Here is a 16,766-nt window from a genome sequence, read left to right on the forward strand (position 1 = left end):
CTTCATCCAAATACCTTGCCATCTGTAATATTGACCACTCGATCACATAAATCTAACATTCTTTCATCGTGCGTTACCATGATGGCCGCTTTATTTCTTGATTTCACCTCATGTGCAAGCATTTCAACAACATCCCTGCCTCTTTTGGAATCAAGACTTGCGGTTGGTTCATCCGCTAAAATGATTTCTGGATCATTCATCAGCGAACGGGCAATGGCTACACGCTGCCGCTCACCGCCCGACAGTGCTTCTGGCAGGTGATCTGCCCGATGTCCAAGTCCAAGGTGGCTAAGCAATTCGTCCGCTTTTTTCACAGTTTTTTTATCTCGCTTGCCAATCAGTTCAGAAAGTAGCAGAAGCTGATCTCGTACGGTTAGATATGGCACAAGGTTCGATGATTGGAATACAAACCCGATCTTTTCGAGGCGAACTCTAGTCAATTCCTTTGGTGATAGTGTTGTTATATCTTCATCATTCAGCAGTAAGCGACCTTCGCTCGGAGATAGTAACGCACCCGCTATTGAAAGAAAAGTACTTTTTCCTGAGCCTGAAGGACCCACGATCGCGACGAATTCCCCCGCTTTCACATTCAGGGAAATATTATCAAGGGCAGTCACCTTATTAACGCCTTCCCCATAAATCTTACTGACGTTTTCAAATAATAGTTTATCCCTCATCATGATACCCTCCCTATTGCTTCGATCGCATCTATCTTCGCTACTCGGTATAGTGATAGCAGCGAACCCAATACGGATACAACCAAAAGTAACACGGAATATTTAATGACCAAATCGGTACTCAATACGAATGGCATTCCCTCTGGCATGATTAAAGTGACGACATATGTCAGTGCAACACTGATGGCTATGCATGTCACTGCAAGCAGCATTACTTGACCAACAATACTTTTTGCCAGGTAACCCGTATTGGCCCCGAGTGCTTTAAGGACTCCAAATTGATTAGTCTTCTGCAAGGTAATCACATAAAAGAATACAGCCAAAACGAATGCTGCAATGACAAACAAGAAGGCAATCATCATCGTCAATGTACCCTGTTCCTCTTTGAACCCTGGTATACTCTGAAGTGATTCTTCTTTCGAAATGAGCGTTACTCCTTCAGGCAATGATTCACGTACATTCTCTTCTGCCTTCGAATCCATTTGCACGGCTATTGCGCTGATTGAGTCTTTTCCTTGATTTTTCAATCCAGGATTAATCTCCTGCCACCCCTTAACATTCATGTAAACTGCCGGTGAATGGCTGTAAGACTGCTTTTCAGTAAAACCAACAATGGTGAAAACCTTACCTGATAGGTCATCTTTAAGTGAATCACCCAATTTATAACCCACTTCTTTTAAAGAACGATCTGCAACTACTTCACCTTGTTTCTTATTGTCATAGCTCGTTCCTTCTATGACCTTCGGTGCTAGTATCCCACTGGCATCGGTAGCAAAAATGGTGACATCCGTTTTCTCCGATGATCCGGTTTTATTCAATGTGATCATCATTTGCCCCAGCCCTTCGGCTGCTTTAACATCCGATAAAGCCTGGATGTCATCAAGCTTTTCCATGGATATGATGGATCGATTCAATTTATTTTTAGAGTCATGCTCCATAACGAAATAGTCGGCTTTCATGTTTTGTATGGATGAAGCATTATCTGATGAAAGTCCATTAGCTAATCCTGAAATGATAAAAACAAGCAAAGCGACCAATACCATGATCAGTCCAATCAGCAGATAACGTAACTTTGAATGCTTTAGTTCACGTATTGCCAAAAACATCATTTCATCTCCCTTTTCTTTTGTTTACCAATCGAGTCCTGCTTCAATCGGTATGACTCGATTGTAAACAATCAATATGAATGGAAGATGAACAACTGATTACATAAGGGGCAGCCGTATATAAAAAGTGGTCCCTTTACCAAGTTCGCTTTGAACTTCGATCGTTCCTCCATGAAGATCAACCGTCTTCTTCGTGATCGAAAGTCCTAACCCGCTGCCTGTTTCACTCCTATTCCTCACTTTGTCGACTTTATAAAAGCGTTCAAGGATATAAGGAAGGTCTTCTTCTGGAATTCCCATGCCCGTATCCGCGATCATCACTTCAACAGCACTTCCTATACTTTTAATCCGAATATTGATCGAACTGCCGCTTTCCGAGTATTTAATGCTATTGGTTATCAAATTCGTCCAAACTTGATTTAAAAGTTTCTCATCTGCAGAAATGACGGTTAACGGCAAATCCATTTCGATCACCATATCTTTTTCCCGCCAATTCCATTCCAGCATGAACAACACCTGCCGGATTTGCTGCGCTAAATCAAAATTTGACCGTTGTAGCGGATCTTCTTCTTTATCCAACGAAGCAAGCATGAGCAGCTGTTTGCTTAACGACGACATGCGCCTGCTTTCTTTTTCAATGATGGACAAGTACTGATTTCTTTGTTCTTTTGTTAATTCCTCCGATTGGAGGGTTTGAGAAAAACCTTGGATGGATGCAAGCGGAGATTGAATTTCATGAGATACATTCGATACGAACTCCTGCCTCATATCATCCAACTTCTGTATGCTTTGAGTCATTTTCGAGAAATGCTGTGCCAAGTCCCCTATTTCATCTCTTCGGGTGACATTCAATTCACTACTATAATCCCCATCGGCGATTCTTTTTGTAGCTTCCGTTAATTTCGTAATCGGCTTAACGATGAAACGCGTATTAATGATCACAAATAAAAAACTAAGAAGTAGCGTCAGTACGAGCAAAACCGCAAGGAAAAAGCGAAATTCACCAAACTGCAGCTCTATATTCGGTCTTACAAACAATGCATGCTTTTCGCCATTCACGTTTAACGGGACCCCAATGCTATTAATTAAAACATCTTCAAAAAAACCGGTAATAAATAACCCATTATTATAATTGACGATCCCTTGATAGGTATTTCCATTCAAAACTCCGGAAATCGTGTCGCTATCCAAACTGGTATCCCTAAACGGCTCACCATATAAAGTTCCTTCACCCTGCTCATTAAATAGATACATTTGATAGTGCAAACCTGCAATATGGTTTAAATACGCATCAATATCCTGATCAGGATTCTCCTCATATAAGGAGACGATCTCACTTGCAACTTTGCCTATCTTCTTACCATTGTTGGGTTTTTGAACCTGATGATAATAAACATTGGAAATTAAAAAAGCGATGACACTGGCAAGCACCATGATCAAAATGGTTTGAATAACTATCCTGAAATAAAGTGTTTTCACTTCTTGTTGACCTCCAGTTTATAACCTAAGCCACGGACAGTCGTTATGACAAAATCATCGGTCCGTCCGGCAAAACGTTCCCTCAACCGTTTAATATGAACATCAACCGTTCGATCATCCCCTTCAAAATCAGCACCCCAAACCAGTTCAATAAGCTGCTCACGCGTAAAGACCTGATCTGGAAAACTCCCAAGCTGAGCCAGCAGCTCAAATTCCTTAAGCGGCAGGAGCAGCGTATTCCCCTTTATTCGCACTTCGTAACTTCTACGGTCAATCACCGTTTGATTCAATGAGATGGATTCAGAATTCACCATACGGTACCTTCGCAATAGCGCTTTTATCCGAAATAGAAGTTCCCGTGGCTCAAACGGCTTTACGAGGTAATCATCCGTACCTGCAAAGTACCCCTTTTCCTTATCGATAAGTTGATCTTTAGCTGTCAATAAAATGACGGGCAGATCATATTGATCCCGGATTTCCTTACAAAGATCCAGTCCGTTTTTAAACGGCATCATAATATCGACAACAGCCAGATGGACCCGTTCCTTCTCCAGTAGCAAGGAGGCTTCATTACCATCCTTCGCTTCGAATACCATGTACCCTTCCTTTTCCAAGTGAAATTTAAGCAACTCCCGAATATGCCGATCATCATCCGCAATTAATATATGTATCAAAGAAACCACATCTCCACTTCTTTTATAGCCCTGGCTAAACATACAATAGCAATAATTAAAACTGTAAAACAACAATTACTAATTCAATTTCCGGTTCCTCATAAACTAGTTTGCCACTAATATACAGCACCCACTTATTTTTTAAAAAAAATAAAGTAAAAAAGCGAACAGAATCTAAAAAACCTGTCCGCTTTAAATCGTCATATTCACACTAGTTCAGCCCTATTGATATTTTTATTGCCCAAAAGGGTTTTAAATATTCAGAATATAAACTATAATTGTTTTATTTTAAAACATCTAGGAGGTCACTATGGGAGTAGTAGAGAAAATCAGCGGATTTGCTGGTAAAACGTTTACCTTATGGGTCATTTTATTTGCAGTTATTGCGTATATCTTACCTAATCAGTTTATATGGATTGGAGACTATATTGTTCCATTACTAGGAATTGTCATGTTTGGCATGGGACTTACATTATCGGCATCGGATTTTAAAGAAGTATTCCGACGGCCGAAAGAGGTCGCACTAGGGGTAGCAGGTCATTTTATCATTATGCCCTTATTGGCATTCGGATTAGCAATAGGGTTCGATTTGCCCAAAGAAGTCGCTGTTGGTGTTATCTTGGTAGGATGTTGCCCTAGTGGAACGGCTTCAAATGTCATGGTGTTTCTTGCGAGAGGAAATGTTGCGCTTGCAGTTGCCATTGCTTCTGTTTCCACTATTCTAGCGCCTATCGTAACGCCCCTGCTTATTCTGCTCTTGGCAAGTAAATGGGTCAATATCAGTATTGGGTCATTATTCATTTCGATCATTCAAGTGGTGATTATCCCACTGCTGCTTGGATTCATCGTCAAAAAGTTTTTCGGCAAACAGGCAGAGGCCGGTGCAAAGGCTTTACCTCTAGTATCTGTCATTTCCATCGTTCTGATCGTATCTGCCGTAGTGGCTGGCAGCCAAGCTCAGCTGGCTAAAACAGGTTTGCTGATTTTTGCAGTAGTCGTTCTTCATAATGTTCTTGGCTTTTTACTCGGCTTTTTCTTTGCTCGTTTATGCGGGATGGATTTAGCGAAACAGAAAGCTGTCGCAATGGAGGTTGGTATGCAGAACTCTGGTTTAGGTGTAGCCATAGCAACAGCCCACTTCTCGCCTTTGGCTGCTGTACCTAGTGCCATTTTCAGTGTTTGGCATAATATATCAGGTTCCGTTCTAGCCTTTATTTTCAGTCGCATGAAAGATAAAAAAAATACAGGGACAAATAATTCGATAAAAACAGAAGTATCATAATATTGTTGGATGAATAAAAAAAGCCGATTGAGTGAATCGGCTTTTTTTTGTGCATTTATCATCTGAATATTGAACATTCAAGGGAAAATGACAAATATTCTATGCCCAAAATTAATGAACTTACTGCCTTGTTGTGGTTATTTTTTTGAACTACCTGCTATACTACTAGATGAAAGTAAGTTATAAAATTTGCTAATGATTCGGGTTATAGTAATTGACTATCATTTTAAGGATGAGGGAATATAATGTCACCAAAAATAAAATCTTCAAGAAAAATAGCTAGATATTCACTAATTATCATGGGGGCAGGTTATATTGCAACCACTCCATTTCAAGGTTCATTGCCGTTAGATTTATTACATGGAGGGTTTGAGGCTGGTTTAGTCGGCGGATTGGCAGATTGGTTTGCAGTCACTGCATTATTCCGCCATCCGCTTGGATTACCGATCCCCCATACAGCGCTTTTGCCCAACAATCGTAAAAGAATGACAAATGCACTTGTTTCGATGTTAAAAAACGACTGGCTTTCTAAGGAAAGCATTCAGGACAAAGTAAAACATATTCCTTTTACTGAAAAATTGATCCCTATTTTAGTAAAAGAGATTCAAAGTGAGACTTTTAGAAAAGTCCTGAATAAATTAATCAAGCAAATGATTGGTTATATAGATATAGAAAAGATTACACCTTTCGTTGCTAAAAAAATTAAAATATCACTTTCTAACATAGACATGAGCAAGATTCTACATTTAGTAAGTTCACAGTTACTTAACGAAGAGTTTGATAAAAAGGCTTTGGATCATGTTTTGAAAAAAGCTGAAGATTGGTTAGGAAAAAAAGAAACCAGTCACCGACTTGGCACTGTTTCCATGGATGTACTCAGTAAGATTGAACTGGAAGGTATGCTTCAGTTCGCCGTTAAATCCATTCAAAGTCTACTTAACGAAGAGAAACTTGGGAATATCATACAAAACCTGTTATTAAGTGTCGTAAATAATTTACAAAACGAGAAAGAACCAAATAGAGAGGCTTTAATCTTATATATCAGGAAAGAGATACAAGGCATTAACCATAACCGGGAATTGTTAGAAGGAGTTGAAAAATGGAAAAAACAACTTCTGACAAAATGGGAGCCTGAGGCGACAATAAAGGGAACTCTACAACAAATTCAACAAGAAGCATTGGATTTCGTCGAAGATGAACATTTCATGGATGCTTATCTGACTCCAATGATTCATCACGTACTGGACAACATAAAAGAAAATAGCACGCACATCGATAATTGGATTCAGAAACAAATTACTGTTCTAATTGAAAATAATCATACGCAGATCGGCAATCTTGTACAAGAAAATTTAGATAAGCTAGACAACGAAACGCTGATTGATATGATGGAAAATGGTGTAGGAAAAGATTTACAATGGATTCGTGTGAACGGAGCGGTCTGTGGTTTTATAATAGGACTTATCCTAACAGGTGCACAGGCTCTGCTTAAGCTATTATAATCCAGAAACCTTTGCCGACATTGTAACGGAAGAATACTGTCATTACTAAATCAACTGGGGCGATCTCTTGCCTTTAGTTTATACCTCATAAAAAAGGCCCTTAACCTCAAGGGCTTTTTAACGGGGAAATTAATCTAACGAATAGGGCTTCCTCTCTTCGATTATCTCCACTTCATCCCATTCCACATATTTGGAATACATATATTTATCTGTTCTTTCAAACCCCATCTTTTTGGCAAGTTCAGTGTTTGTTGTATCCAACAATACTTTTCCAGTTTTTCTTTCTTCAGATGCTGGAAACATCTCGCCTTTATATATTGCCTTCGAATTTATCTTAAATAAATTTTCTACCTCTTCTACAGAAACATTTTTTATATAAATATTTTCATCTAAATGTCTGAAACCTTGAGATAGATCAGCATATTTATTACTTATTAACCTTATAGACTTATGTTTCAGTGGAATAAAACTATACTCACTACCATTATGTATTGCATACTTTCCTTTTCTTATCATAGGTTCCTCCATTTTCAAACTTTATCAAGCATTGAATAATTCTCTATTTAATTTTTCAGCTTTATGTAATTCTCCTAATAACGGATTTAGATAGTCATTATAACTATCCATATAAGCCCTTACGCCGCCAATAATATTTAATTCTCTTATATCTTCATTATTTTCCATTACATCCAATGCGTCCTTATATCTTTTATATATAAGTTGTAACACGCCCCTTGTAATTTCATTATAATAATCATTTTCAAGATTATTTATCACAACTTTTATTTGATCGATTAACTGCTTTTTCTTATCCATTAATTTCATCTTCCTATCTACTCGCCTACAAAGGAGACCTTTAACAAAACAGTGCCAAAGCTCATTAGGGGGATAGTACAATAAATATAATCGCGTTTGAAATGAAGAAATTAATCTAATGAATAAGGCTTCCTCTCCTCGATTATCTCAACTTCATCCCATTTTACAGATTTAGAGTACATATATTTATCTGTCCGTTCAAAACCCATCCTTTTAGCAAGTTCAGTGTTTGTTGTATCCAACAATACTTTTCCGGTTTTTCTTTCTTGTGATGCTGGAAACACCTCTCCCTTATATACAGCATAGGGATTTATAGAATATAATTCTTTAACTTCATTTACACCTACTATTTTCGTGTAAATATTTTTTTATAATAAGTAAGCCATTGTCCATTTCATTTTTATCATTACTAATTAATTCAATAGCTTCTACTAAATCAGATTCTATGAATCTATACTCTTTACCATTATAGATCGTATACTCACCTTTTCTTAGCATTTTCCCACTCACTCCATTATTTAATTTCCCATCACCCAATTCAAACTGCTTGCTTTCCGTTTAACATCGCATAAACTGGACTCTGGACAAAAAAAACTCCTATAAAGGAATTTTATAGGAGTTTTTTTGTTTATATTGGGGATTTACATCAAGCCCCATACTTTTCTTTAATGGCTTTATCTGCACAAAAACTATGGAATTGGTTGATTAATTCATCAATATCTTCTTTTCTGATGATTTTCTCAAGCCATTCTTTAGGAATGTCGTCCATTTTATAGTACATACCTGCCATTGTCCCTGTAATGGCACCTACTGTATCCGTATCATCCCCTAGATTCACTGCTTTTAAAACGGCATCGCTAAACGAATTTGAATTTCCTAAGCACCAAATAGCTGCTTCCAACGTATGAACGACATAACCATCTGACTGAATTTCTTCTTGTGGTAATGAAAAGAAATCTTCCTCAAAAATTCTTGAATAGGATTGCAGCTCTTTTTGGTATATATGATCTTTATCAAAATTCTCATCAAAAAGTTTTTTTGTTTGCCTTATTGCATCTTCAGGAGAATTATTATAATAAAGTCTAAGTAAAAACTCGACATAAATAATGGAACCTACCACAGAACGCGGATGTGCATGTGTTACTTCCGTATACTTTTTAATGGTTTGAATTTTTTCAATGAAATTAAAGTTATTAATAAGGATAAATGCCACTGGAGCGATCCTCATCAACGCCCCATTTCCATTATCAAACATGGCATTTCCGCCACATTCTGGCGCTGGGGCTCCATTTTTAAACTTGATTATGGCTTCACTGGTCGTTCTGCCAATATCGAACATTTCATGATGTGGTGTCCAATAACCAGATTCCATATACTGAACGAATTTTTGCATGAGCTCCGCTGAATCGCTTTTTCCAATTAAGTTTTCAATTAAACATAAAGTTAACGAAGTATCATCCGACCAGGTGCCTGGCGGCTGATTATAGGTTCCATATCCCGATATATCATTAATAGTGAAAGTCCCTCTTTTTTTAAATTCAACAGGAACACCCAGCATGTCTCCGATAATACCGCCATACATACTCGGTAATAATCTTTTCTTAATGGCTAAACTCATAAAAATCTTGTTATCGTCTTCCCATCTGTCTACCATTCTTCTGCCTGTCATTCTTTACACCTACTTTTTATTTAAGTCTAATACAAGATGCAGCTTACCATACGCATCCTCATTGGCTTCTTTGATAAGTAATTCTTGACCAGCATTTAAAAGTAACTCGGCCTCATCAGGAAATTCACTAATTTTCCCAACATAAGCAGCGTTCGCTCCTTTTGGAACATTTATAGTCCAAGAAACCTGTTTATAATCAAATGATGACTCTTTTACAATCGCAGTACTCACAAATGCTTCATCCTTAAAAGTCTTTCCTATTAATGAACCCAAATCTATATTACCATGGTCGTCTATTTTTAAAATACTTTCTAATGGCGTGAGGTCAGTTCCTCTAAAGACCTGCATATCATGTGGAACTGCTGCTTTATTCAGGCCACTTTTAATATCATCAATAACCTGCTTATCTATTCCATATAAAGAATTTTCAATTCCTCTCAAATATTTATTAATATATTGGTAATCATTTCCCGTGTATTGTTTAATAGCTACCTTTTCTCTTTCGGTCAAGGAATCTAACCACTTAGAGTAGTACGCTTCTCCCCATTCATGAGCTTCGGGTATATTACTAAATGTAGGGGTTGCTTCACTGGCCCCACCTCTAACACTAAATTTCTGCACGAGCTCCTTCACTTTTACTGAATCGGTTTCAAGTCCAACCATATTATGCCCAGCAGGTTGAAGGGACGGTCTGAGAACAGGCATTTTGATTTCACCTATAGCCCGGCCAGCCGCTTTCCCATGGGAAACGGCAATATCCTTAAAGGTTTTTGTTTCATTGGCAATGAAGCGGCCGGTTGTTTTAGCAACCTGCCCGGTGGCTTTGCCCACCTTTATCACATTTTCATATGTGGCTTTGCCCATACCGCTGATGATGGCTTGAACCTTCTGAACCTGATTTTGTGCAAATTCCTTGCTGTAAGGGACGAACTTTGTACCACTCGCTACTTTATCAGCGACCTTTGCCGCACCTGCCACACCGCCGATGCCAAGTGCCATCAACAGCCCGTTCTGGCGCTGTTCCTCGGTTAGCTGGTTGCCGAACATGTCTTTACCTGTGGCCGCTTCACCAAGGCCGTTGGCTGCGAGGAGTCCGTATATCCCGTATTCGGTTTTCTGGAGGAGGCTAAAGCCTTTTGTCGTTTTATAGGCATCGAGCGCGTGGTTCGCTGCGTTAAGTCCTTTGGCCGTTTTGTAGATGGCGCTGCCGCCCTTGATGGCCCTGCCGGCCCAGCCGACGACGGGGATGAATCCAGCGGCTGCCATGGCGCCGGCGGCGATTCGTTCGGCATCGGACAGCTTGCGCCCTGTTACTGGATCGACTCCGGTTGAGGCCCTGATAGAATCATAATATCCCGTGAATTCCCCTGTAAAGGTTTTTGTCGTATCCCAGGCTTTTTCGTACCATGGCCGGTTTTCGAGTTCTTCCATTTCCTGTTCGATTTTCCGGGCTTCGGCTTGCTGCTTTTTGAAGGTTTGATAATCTTTCATCTGACCGGCGACTTCATCCTTCACTTGATAGACGTCACTGTTCTTGAATGCCGATTGGTTGAATGTCATCGGCGAAACGTGGCCGTCCTGTTTGGTGGCATCAAGCAAGGCACGGAAGAGGCCAACGGCCACGTTTTCCTGCCCGACGGACACATCATATTCCTCGACCAATTGCCGGTCGACATTCTCGACCTTTGTCACGGTGTCATCCAGTCTATGTCCGGCCAGCGTGATTTTTTCATTAAAGTCCTTTTGATCGAACATATCAAGAGGCAGGATATCGTCAATGCTGTTCAGGATTCTTTGGAGATCGTTCGCTTGTTCATCGACAAGCGATTTCGCTTGGTTGATGCCGTTCGACACTTCGCCGTCTAAAAAGGGAACCTCGACCACCGTATTTCCGGAGAGGCCCGCCTCTTCCAGGGTGGCCGGTATGCCTTCCAAAAAACTGATTTGGGTCGTGAATAGCTCCATCCAGGCGTCCGCCACCTCGATTTGCGCTTCATAGAAGCTTTTGATGGCGGCAGCACCGGCTCCCTGAAACTCGTTATCCAGGCCGACGATGCCCTGAAATTCCTTTTTCAGGGCTGTGACTTCCTTCTTTAGTTCTTCATATTGCTTGGCGCGCGACTTGGTTGCGGCCGTCAATGTCTCGGCTTCATATATCTTCATCGCTGATACCCATGTGAAGACGTATGGGCGATGGCTTCATCCTGTTCTTTTAATAAGTCAATGTTGGCACGGGTATCTTCCACATTTTTCTGGACGATTTTGATATATTGCTCGAAGACCTTCTCCAGGTTCGTTTCGCGGTCGATCCATTTCGAGGTGAATTCCAATTTATTATTGCCAAGCTCGCCTGCCGGCAAATTTCCAAGCGTGACTGTACCAAGTGCCGTCTTCACCTGATCGACTTGCTTCGTTACGGCAGGATGATTCAGTTTGATTGTCGTCATTAAAACAACCACCCTTTTAAATATGATATTTTGCTTTCCAATTGATCTATGACGGCTTCTCCTTTGCCTAAAAGAACATCCGCTTCATGTGCTATCGTACCTGCTGCACTCAGAGTCTTTTTCTCTATATTAAGTATCATGATTTTACCGTCGATTTTCTCTTGATAGTCGTCATAATCATCATGAATGATCGTTGACATTGCCTTGTATGCATCAATACGGGCATCTTGAAAGTCTTCTGCACGGTTTCCCGTCCAGTTTTTTGCCAAGTCCGGATTTTTAATTTTAGCTATTTCCCCAAGACAAGCATTCTGTTCTACTTTGATTTGACTTTTTGCATGCTCCAAACGGTTGATTTTTTCATTCACATCGGACATTTTACTGGAAAGGGCTGAGTGTATTTCACTCAATGAATTTGCATACACTTAAAAAATCACCTCAAACATACTATTCTCATTATGTAGACTGTCATATTTTTCATAATTTTTATTATAAGGATTATAGTCTTAGAGTTAAATAGGGACAAATAAGCTATTTATGCTAGGTGTTTAGGGAATTCATCCCACACGCACCAATTCCAGATTAGACTTTTCATCCCTGATTTTCCATTTTTAAACATAAAAAGAGAGTGCAGGCTGCACCCTCTGAATATTTACAGCATTATTTGAATTCCTTTTCGTCAAATAAATGCGGAACTTTCACCTTTTTCCCTTTTTTATGATTGAGATCAGGTTTTTTAGCTTCGATTTTAGCTTGGTCATATACAGCGGTACCGACAATTTCAGCAACATCCTGAAGCTTTTCTTTTGAGATTTTATCAATGGTATCATCAGGAGTATGATACCAAGGCTCTGATGGACTGTGGATGAATAAAGCAGCGGGTATCCCAGCCTCAGCAAAGGATACATGGTCACTTCTCCCGCCTTGTCCATATGGAGTCGGCTCACCATTCAATCTTGTACTTGATGCCTGGGCCAGCTCGGTTACAAGGTTCATTTCTCCATCATTAGTCAAAATGACCAAATCTCCGGCATCCTTGCTTCCCACCATATCGAGATTGAAGTTGGCAATGGTCCGCTTGATATCATCATCAGGGAGATTGCTCACATAATGCTGTGAACCCAGCAATCCATTTTCCTCTGCCCCAAAGGTGACGAAACGAATTTCCGTATCTGTAGGAAGATTCTTCAGAACACGTGCAAGTTCAAGGGTGACGGATGTTCCTGATGCATCATCATTCGCTCCGGGTGCTCCTGCGACGGAATCATGATGGCCAGTAATATAAATGATATCGTTCTTTTTTGCTTTATTGCTCTTTGTTGCCTTTTTCGTAGCCACTACATTATAAGAGGTTTTTTCTCCAGAATAAGCTCCTTCAATTTTTAATGATGCTGTCAATTTAACTCCAGCATTCAGTTTTTCCAGAAGTGCTTCTCCATCCTTTTTGGTTATCGTGACGGATGGAATATACTTGTCATTATCCTCTCCGAGTGTCCCGTTTAATTCCCCTTCTGCATTATTGAATAGGATGACTCCCGCTGCCCCTTTTTCTGCTGCATTCAATACTTTCTCTGCAAAAGTGAGGCTGCCTCTTTGTATAAGGGCAATCTTCCCTGCAACATCGATTTCCCCAAACTCTTCTTTCGTTCCTAAACCGGCATATACCACTTCACCGGATAGGTCCCCATTAACTGAATAGGTTAAATGGTTCGCTTGGATTTCCCCATCGAATCCAGCAACGGATAGCTCGACCAGATTTGGATCTGTATAAGATAAAAAATTGAACTCTTCAATATCGGCTTTATAGCCATAAGATTTGAACTGCTTTTTGATGAATTGGACGGCTTTATACTCAGAATCCGAACCGGCCACCCGAGGTGTTTGTGAGAGGTATTCAATAATCTTGTAGATTTTATCGGCATCTATTCTTTTAATGACTTGCTTGTCCGTGGATGGCGCGGATAGCACCGGCGATGAATGTGGCGCTGCTAATGCGGTTGTTGTCCCGGCTGTCCCGAGTGTCAATGCTGCGATTAAGGTTACCGACAGAAATTGTTTTTTCATAGATTGCCTCCCAGTTTAATAGATTCCTCCATAATTTTACAATATATAGAAAATACTAACTAGGTAGGTTTATCCCTATTCATGCATGTCTAAAGTACCTAATTTACAAATTCAAGAAATTAACAGGAGGTTTGATTCGTGCCGAAAGTTCTATATCAATCGATATTTTGTCATATTATATAAAAATACTTGTAATCCAAACAGGATTTTCGCTCTTTTTCGGGAAAATAATACAGAAGAGATAGAATTTCTACAGGGAGAAGGCGCAAAGATGTCGATAACTAAATTCGTGATGCCGGAAGTGATTTTTGGAAAAGGTTCGATTGAACAAGCTGGCGAGGCCTGCTTGCGGCTGGGTGCCAAAAAGGCGCTGATCGTAAGCGATTCCGGGGTGGCCAATGCTGGCTGGTTAGATAAAGTCATTGAATCCTGCCAAGATGCAGGACTTGCTTTTGCTACCTTCATTGAAATGACGACCAATCCGAAGGACAGGGAGATCGAGGCCGGCTGTTTGGCATTTAAAGAACAAGAATGTGATGCCATCATCGGGTTGGGTGGAGGCAGTGCTTTGGATGTTGCCAAAGGGGTTGCCCTTTTAGTAACGAATGGCGGCATCATCAGTGATTATGAAGGTGTTGATAAAGTCCACTCTCCCCTCCCGCCCATGGTGATGATCATGACCACTGCAGGATCGGGTTCGGAAGTATCCCAGTTTTCGGTGATCGTCGATTCATTCCGCGAGAAAAAAATGACGATCATTTCAAAATCACTCGTTCCCGATATTGCAATAGTCGATCCTGGTACCTTAACCACCTTGGGACCGGATTTGACAGCAGCTACGGGAATGGATGTTTTAACACACGCCATTGAATCCTATGTTTCAATCGCTGCGACACCTTTGACAGATGTACAAGCTAAAAACGCGCTTTCCATCGTTTCCCGCCACTTACGCCCCTCTGTAGCATCCAGGCATAATGAGGAAGCAAAAAAAGCGATGGCGATGGCGAGCCTGCAGGCTGGACTGGCTTTTTCCAATGCCATTTTGGGAGCTGCCCATGCCATTTCACATGCCCTAGGCGGCAAGTACCTCCTTCCACATGGTGAAATCAATGCGATACTCCTTCCCCATGTCATGGATTTCAATCGAATTGCCTCACCAAGGCGATTCAGCGAGATTGCCGACATCATGGGCATCGATACACGGGCATTGACCGAGCAGCAAGCAGGAATGGCAGCCATTAGCTTTGTAAGGGAATTATCTCAGGATATAGGGGCTCCCAAGAGTTTAAGTGATGTCGGCATTACGAAAGAAATGATAGATCCCATTGGGATGACCGCTCTTGAGGATGCCTGCATGATCACAAATCCTCGTGATATGTCATTAGAACAGATAAATCAGCTGCTTCTTACAGCCCTATAAGAGGTGAAAAGCATGAACAAACTTGAAATGATAGATTTAATGACAGGCGTTAAATCTTCAAAGAAAACGTATTACACGGAACTTAAGAAAACCGTGGATCAGCTGAAGAAGAAAAATATGCAGCTTGAAATCATGAATGACATCACTAAAAATATGAATATGGACATCGACATCCAAGAGATTCTCCGAAATGTTATTGCAAAACTTAAGCAGCTCATTACCTTCGATGACAGTCATTTTGTCATATTGTATGAGGAAGAACCTGCCCTGCTCCACATCTGCCCTAATGGTCACTGCGAACTTGAGCTGGATCCCAAAAACTTGTTACACCCTTTTCAGGATTTCTCATCCGCCTTGAAGGACAAACAGCCGATTCAGGTGGAAGTTAAACGGTTACCGGAATTCCCAGAAAAGGAACGTCTATTATCCCTTGAAATCGAATCACTTCTATTAGTCCCTTTATACGGAAAAAGTAAAAAAATCGGAATTTGGACTTTCGGCAGGAAGAAAAAGAAAACATGGCATGAAGATGAACTCGAATTTCTTGAGCAACTATCCAACCAGCTTGCGTTAACTTTGGAGAATGCCCAGCTTTATAAGGAAATTCTTCATTCCAAACAGGAGTGGGAGGATACATTCAAGGCAGTTGAGGATATGATCATCGTCTTTGATCACAAAGGAACGGTCTATCAATCCAATGATTCAGCCAGGGACTTTTCCGACCTGCTTGCTTTAATTGTAAAATCCCAATCTTTGATTCAAGATACCTTTACGTGTAATAAGCCAGGGTTTCAGGAAATTCTCCTTCATCATGATACCATCTTAGAAATGCATGCTTACCCGATTCAGAATAAGGAGCATCAAGTATATGGGGTCATTGCTTATTATAAAAATGTCACCGAAAGAAGACAGATGGAAGTCCAGCTATTGCATGCCGGGAAACTTGGGGCGATTGGTGAAATGGCAGCAGGGATTGCCCATGAATTGAATAGCCCATTAACGGCCATTCTTGGTAACTCGCAAATTTTACTACGGAAAACCCCACAGGACAATCTGGATTATATGCTATTGGACGATATCAAGATTTGCGGAGACCGATGCAGGCAAATAGTGAAAAGCCTGCTTACCTTTTCAAGGCAGGATGAGTATAGATTTCACTATTACTCTATTAACGAAGCCATTCACCAGGTTCTGAACCTATTGAAGTTCCAACTTGGGAAGAAGCAAATCTCCCTCCATCTTACCCTTCAGGAAGACCTTCCTTTCATAAAGGGCAGCCAGCCGCAGATAGAACAGATCATCATCAACTTGCTATTGAATGCCAAGGACGCATTGGATGAGTCCGCCCAAACGGAAAAATCAATTGCGATCACTACCTATACAGAAAACAAGTTCATGGTGGTTCAGGTGACTGATAACGGAACGGGGATTGAAAAAGAACGCCTGCCCTTCATATTCCATCCCTTTCATACGACTAAAGACCGTGAAAAAGGTACAGGTTTGGGGCTGTCTGTAAGCCTCGGCATCGCCAAAGACCATGGCGGAAAGATCGACGTATTGAGCACGCCAGGACAAGGAAGCACTTTTTTCCTGAGGCTTCCCTTACAAGGAGAGGAAAGGGGATGATAAG

At 40.6% G+C, this 16,766-nt stretch carries 17 protein-coding genes; 4 read left to right on the forward strand and 13 right to left on the reverse strand.

Going from position 1 to position 16,766, the window contains the following annotated elements:
- Nucleotides 1-2 precede the first annotated feature (2 nt).
- The 4 genes from ACSR9O_RS18835 to ACSR9O_RS18850 form a co-directional block, all read right to left on the reverse strand.
- A complete protein-coding gene (locus tag ACSR9O_RS18835) occupies nt 3-680 on the reverse strand; it encodes an ABC transporter ATP-binding protein (RefSeq protein WP_101224968.1) in 678 nt (225 codons plus the stop codon).
- Nucleotides 677-1,783 carry an ABC transporter permease gene (locus tag ACSR9O_RS18840; protein WP_101224969.1) on the reverse strand — a complete coding sequence of 369 codons (1,107 nt, stop codon included), beginning with the start codon at nt 1,781-1,783 and terminating at the stop codon, nt 677-679. The genes ACSR9O_RS18835 and ACSR9O_RS18840 overlap by 4 nt, the downstream gene beginning before the upstream one ends.
- Before the next feature lie 99 nt (nt 1,784-1,882).
- Nucleotides 1,883-3,262 carry a sensor histidine kinase gene (locus ACSR9O_RS18845; RefSeq protein ID WP_491724903.1) on the reverse strand — a complete coding sequence of 460 codons (1,380 nt, stop codon included), beginning with the start codon at nt 3,260-3,262 and terminating at the stop codon, nt 1,883-1,885.
- Nucleotides 3,259-3,978: a response regulator transcription factor gene (locus ACSR9O_RS18850; protein ID WP_101225046.1), complete on the reverse strand. Its 720-nt coding sequence runs from the start codon at nt 3,976-3,978 to the stop codon at nt 3,259-3,261. The genes ACSR9O_RS18845 and ACSR9O_RS18850 overlap by 4 nt, the downstream gene beginning before the upstream one ends.
- 268 nt (nt 3,979-4,246) lie before the next feature.
- On the opposite strand from ACSR9O_RS18850, the gene ACSR9O_RS18855 reads away from it, so the two are divergent.
- Together ACSR9O_RS18855 and ACSR9O_RS18860 are read left to right on the forward strand one after the other, a co-directional pair.
- Entirely contained in the window at nt 4,247-5,218 is a 972-nt protein-coding gene (locus tag ACSR9O_RS18855; protein ID WP_491724904.1) for a bile acid:sodium symporter family protein, read from the forward strand.
- 245 nt (nt 5,219-5,463) lie between these two features.
- Entirely contained in the window at nt 5,464-6,720 is a 1,257-nt protein-coding gene (locus tag ACSR9O_RS18860; protein WP_491724905.1) for a DUF445 domain-containing protein, read from the forward strand.
- Nucleotides 6,721-6,849: 129 nt separating this feature from the next.
- On the opposite strand, the gene ACSR9O_RS18865 is transcribed toward ACSR9O_RS18860, so the two are convergent.
- The 9 genes from ACSR9O_RS18865 to ACSR9O_RS18905 all read right to left on the reverse strand — a co-directional run bounded on the left by ACSR9O_RS18865 (nt 6,850) and on the right by ACSR9O_RS18905 (nt 13,716).
- Nucleotides 6,850-7,236, reverse strand: a complete 387-nt coding sequence (locus tag ACSR9O_RS18865) for a UCP033725 family protein (protein ID WP_491724906.1) — start codon at nt 7,234-7,236, stop codon at nt 6,850-6,852.
- A 24-nt stretch (nt 7,237-7,260) separates the two neighbouring features.
- Entirely contained in the window at nt 7,261-7,536 is a 276-nt protein-coding gene (locus ACSR9O_RS18870) for a hypothetical protein (protein ID WP_491724907.1), read from the reverse strand.
- Nucleotides 7,537-7,646: 110 nt separating this feature from the next.
- Nucleotides 7,647-7,898, reverse strand: a complete 252-nt coding sequence (locus ACSR9O_RS18875; RefSeq protein WP_491725490.1) for a UCP033725 family protein — start codon at nt 7,896-7,898, stop codon at nt 7,647-7,649.
- Nucleotides 7,870-8,073: a UCP033725 family protein gene (locus ACSR9O_RS18880; RefSeq protein WP_402944622.1), complete on the reverse strand. Its 204-nt coding sequence runs from the start codon at nt 8,071-8,073 to the stop codon at nt 7,870-7,872. Before ACSR9O_RS18880 ends, ACSR9O_RS18875 begins: the two co-directional genes overlap by 29 nt.
- A gap of 109 nt (nt 8,074-8,182) precedes the next feature.
- Entirely contained in the window at nt 8,183-9,205 is a 1,023-nt protein-coding gene (locus ACSR9O_RS18885; protein WP_491724908.1) for an ADP-ribosylglycohydrolase family protein, read from the reverse strand.
- Between the two features lie 9 nt (nt 9,206-9,214).
- Entirely contained in the window at nt 9,215-11,368 is a 2,154-nt protein-coding gene (locus tag ACSR9O_RS18890) for an ADP-ribosyltransferase (protein WP_491724909.1), read from the reverse strand.
- Complete coding sequence (locus ACSR9O_RS18895; RefSeq protein ID WP_034306007.1) at nt 11,365-11,652, reverse strand: YwqI/YxiC family protein; 288 nt, start codon at nt 11,650-11,652, stop codon at nt 11,365-11,367. The genes ACSR9O_RS18890 and ACSR9O_RS18895 overlap by 4 nt, the downstream gene beginning before the upstream one ends.
- Nucleotides 11,652-12,077, reverse strand: a complete 426-nt coding sequence (locus ACSR9O_RS18900; RefSeq protein WP_260356335.1) for a DUF5082 domain-containing protein — start codon at nt 12,075-12,077, stop codon at nt 11,652-11,654. Before ACSR9O_RS18900 ends, ACSR9O_RS18895 begins: the two co-directional genes overlap by 1 nt.
- 235 nt (nt 12,078-12,312) lie before the next feature.
- Nucleotides 12,313-13,716 carry a M28 family peptidase gene (locus ACSR9O_RS18905; RefSeq protein WP_491724910.1) on the reverse strand — a complete coding sequence of 468 codons (1,404 nt, stop codon included), beginning with the start codon at nt 13,714-13,716 and terminating at the stop codon, nt 12,313-12,315.
- 271 nt (nt 13,717-13,987) lie between these two features.
- On the opposite strand from ACSR9O_RS18905, the gene ACSR9O_RS18910 reads away from it, so the two are divergent.
- Entirely contained in the window at nt 13,988-15,136 is a 1,149-nt protein-coding gene (locus ACSR9O_RS18910; RefSeq protein WP_230177928.1) for an iron-containing alcohol dehydrogenase, read from the forward strand.
- A gap of 12 nt (nt 15,137-15,148) precedes the next feature.
- The gene (locus ACSR9O_RS18915; RefSeq protein WP_260356325.1) at nt 15,149-16,762 is read left to right on the forward strand and encodes a sensor histidine kinase; all 1,614 of its coding nucleotides are present in this window, start codon (nt 15,149-15,151) and stop codon (nt 16,760-16,762) included.
- The last annotated feature ends 4 nt before the right edge of the window (nt 16,763-16,766 follow it).

Source organism: Peribacillus sp. B65 (assembly GCF_058513295.1).